The following is a 2534-nucleotide window of genomic DNA, read 5'->3' on the forward strand; positions in this document are numbered from 1 at the left end:
GGTCGAGATCGCGGCAGGTGCCGGGATAGGCGGCTGGGGTGGCGTGCGGGGCGGCCAGGGCGGCGTTGAGGGCGGCGGCGATTTCGGCGCGGGTGCAAAAACAGGGGTAGAGGAGATCGTTGGCGGAAAGATGGTCGAGCGCGGCGCGGTATTCGGCGCTGTGGCGTGATTGGTGGCGTGGTTCGCCGCGCCAGGCGAGGCCGAGCCAGGTGAGGTCTTCGATGATCGCTTCGGTGAATTCGGGCCGGCAGCGGGAGGCGTCGATATCCTCGAACCGGAGCAGGAAATCACCGCCGGCGGCGCGGGCGGCGGTGAAGGCGATCAGCGCCGCGGCGGCGTGGCCGAGGTGGAGAAAGCCGGTCGGGCTGGGGGCGAAGCGGGTGATGATGGACATCGGGCGGCAGGATGATACGCTTGGCGCGAATTTCAAGGCGAGGCGATGATGGCACTGGATGGACCGCGTTGGGGACCGGCGGCGGGGGCGGCGAAGCAGTTGGTGGTGCTGTGCCACGGGGTTGGCGCGGACGGCAATGATCTGATCGATCTTGCGCCCTATTGGGCACGCGCGGTGCCGGAAGCGGCGTTCGCGGCGCCGCATGCGCCGGAACCCTTCACGATGGCGCCGCATGGGCGGCAGTGGTTTCCGATCGGCGTGATCGATCCGGCGGCGATGGCGGCGGGGGTGCGGCGGGCGCGGGCGGCGCTGGATGCGTTCATCGATGCCGAACTCGCGCGGCTGGGCCTGCCGGCGGAGGCCTATGCGCTGATGGGGTTCAGCCAGGGCGCGATGACCGCGCTGTTCACCGGGCTGCGCCGCGCGGCGCCGCCACGGGCGATTCTGGCCTATTCGGGCGCGCTGATCGATCCCGGATCGCTGGCGCGGGAGCTGACCGGGCGGCCGCCCGTGCTGCTGGTGCATGGCGAGGCGGATCAGATCGTGCCGGCGTCGCGCTCGCGGGATGCCGAGGCGGTGTTGCGGGCGCATGACGTGCCGGTACAGGCGCTGTATGTGCCGAAACTGGGGCATGGCATCGACGATGGCGGGCTGTCGGCCGGGGCTTTGGCGTTGCAGAAGGGGTTCGCGGCGTCTGTTGATGTTTGATGACAAGAGGACCGCGCCGGGCGGGATGACTTGCGGGGCGGGACGGTCTTTGTCATAAAGCGGGTATGAATTCGGCGTGCCACCAGATATGGCGACTCGATTTCCGAAGCGCCCATTATGTAGCGTCCCGCGCGTGGGACCGGCTGAGTAATGCCTGACGGCGGGCAGAATTTTCCCGCTCTGGTGCTGAATGCGGATTTTCGTCCGCTCTCGTATTTTCCGTTGTCGCTCTGGGCCTGGCAGGATGCCGTGAAAGCGGTGTTTCTCGACCGGGTTTCGGTGCTGTCGGAATATGAGCACGAGGTGCATTCGGTTTCGATGTCGATGAAGCTGCCGTCGGTGATCGCGCTGAAGGATTTCGTGCCCTCGATGCGCCAGCCGGCGTTCACCCGGTTCAACGTGTTTCTGCGCGATGGGTTCACCTGCCAGTATTGCCACGATCGGCTGCCGGCGCCGGATCTGACGTTCGATCATGTGATCCCGCGCGCACGCGGGGGGCGCACCACCTGGGAAAACGTGGTGACCGCGTGCGGGTCGTGCAATCTGCGCAAGGGGTCGAAATTGCCGCGCGAGTGCAAGATGTTCCCCTTCGAGACGCCGCGCCGCCCGAATTCATGGGAGTTGCAGGATCGCGGCCGGGCGTTTCCGCCGAATTACCTGCATGAGAGCTGGCGGGATTTCCTGTATTGGGACAGCGAGTTGGAGACGTGAGCACGCTTACGCTCTACACCAATCCGATGTCGCGCGGCCGGATCGCGCGCTGGATGCTCGAGGAAGTCGGGCAGCCCTACGCGGTCGAAATCCTCGACTACAAAGGGTCGATGAAGGCACCGGACTATCTGGCGATCAATCCGATGGGCAAGGTCCCGGCGCTGCGTCACGGCGACGCCATCGTCACCGAAACATCCGCGATCTGCGCCTACCTTGCGGATGCGTTCCCCGAGGCTGGGCTGGCCCCGCCGCTGCGCGACCCAAAGCGCGCCGCCTATTTCCGCTGGCTGTTCTTCACCGCCGGACCGTACGAGGCAGCGGTAACCAACAAAGCCTTCGGGTTCGAAGTGCCGCCGGAGCGGGCCATGTCGACGGGTTACGGCAGTTTCGCCACGGTCATGGAAGCACTGGAGCACGCGGTCGGCCAGAGCGAATTCATCCTGGGCGAGCGGTTTTCGGCGGCGGATGTCTATGTCGGTGCGCAGATCGGCTTTGGCCTGATGTTCGGCACGATCGAGAAACGGCCGGCGTTCGAGGCGTATGTACAGCGGCTGATGGAACGGTCGGCGGCACAGCGGGCGGCGGCGCTCGATGATGCCCTAATCGCTGCCGCTCAGGATAAATAGCCGGCAGGGCGGTTTCACCTGATCGTCATATCGGCTATCCGTCGGGTGACGGAGAGCAACCATGAACAAACCGATCCCCAATTCCCTGCGCAACC

At 65.9% G+C, this 2534-nt stretch carries 4 protein-coding genes; 3 read left to right on the forward strand and 1 reads right to left on the reverse strand.

Annotated features, from left to right (window positions below; genetic code table 11):
* Window positions 1–394, reverse strand: a 394-nt coding sequence (locus ACP5E6_RS08025) for a glutamate--tRNA ligase family protein (RefSeq protein WP_427953596.1), incomplete at its 3' end; no start/stop codon positions are given.
* 48 nt (window positions 395–442) lie between these two features.
* Here ACP5E6_RS08025 and ACP5E6_RS08030 point away from each other — a divergent pair.
* The 3 genes from ACP5E6_RS08030 (at window position 443) to ACP5E6_RS08040 (ending at window position 2439) form a co-directional block, all read left to right on the forward strand.
* On the forward strand, window positions 443–1102 hold the full coding sequence (locus tag ACP5E6_RS08030) for an alpha/beta hydrolase (protein WP_427953598.1): 660 nt from the start codon (window positions 443–445) through the stop codon (window positions 1100–1102).
* 150 nt (window positions 1103–1252) lie between these two features.
* Window positions 1253–1813 (forward strand): HNH endonuclease, encoded by a 561-nt coding sequence (locus ACP5E6_RS08035; protein ID WP_427953600.1) that lies wholly within the window; start codon window positions 1253–1255, stop codon window positions 1811–1813.
* On the forward strand, window positions 1810–2439 hold the full coding sequence (locus ACP5E6_RS08040; protein ID WP_427953602.1) for a glutathione S-transferase family protein: 630 nt from the start codon (window positions 1810–1812) through the stop codon (window positions 2437–2439). The genes ACP5E6_RS08035 and ACP5E6_RS08040 overlap by 4 nt, the downstream gene beginning before the upstream one ends.
* Window positions 2440–2534 lie beyond the last annotated feature (95 nt).

Source organism: Acidiphilium sp., assembly GCF_049977125.1.
In the GTDB taxonomy this organism is placed as follows: Bacteria; Pseudomonadota; Alphaproteobacteria; order Acetobacterales; family Acetobacteraceae; genus Acidiphilium.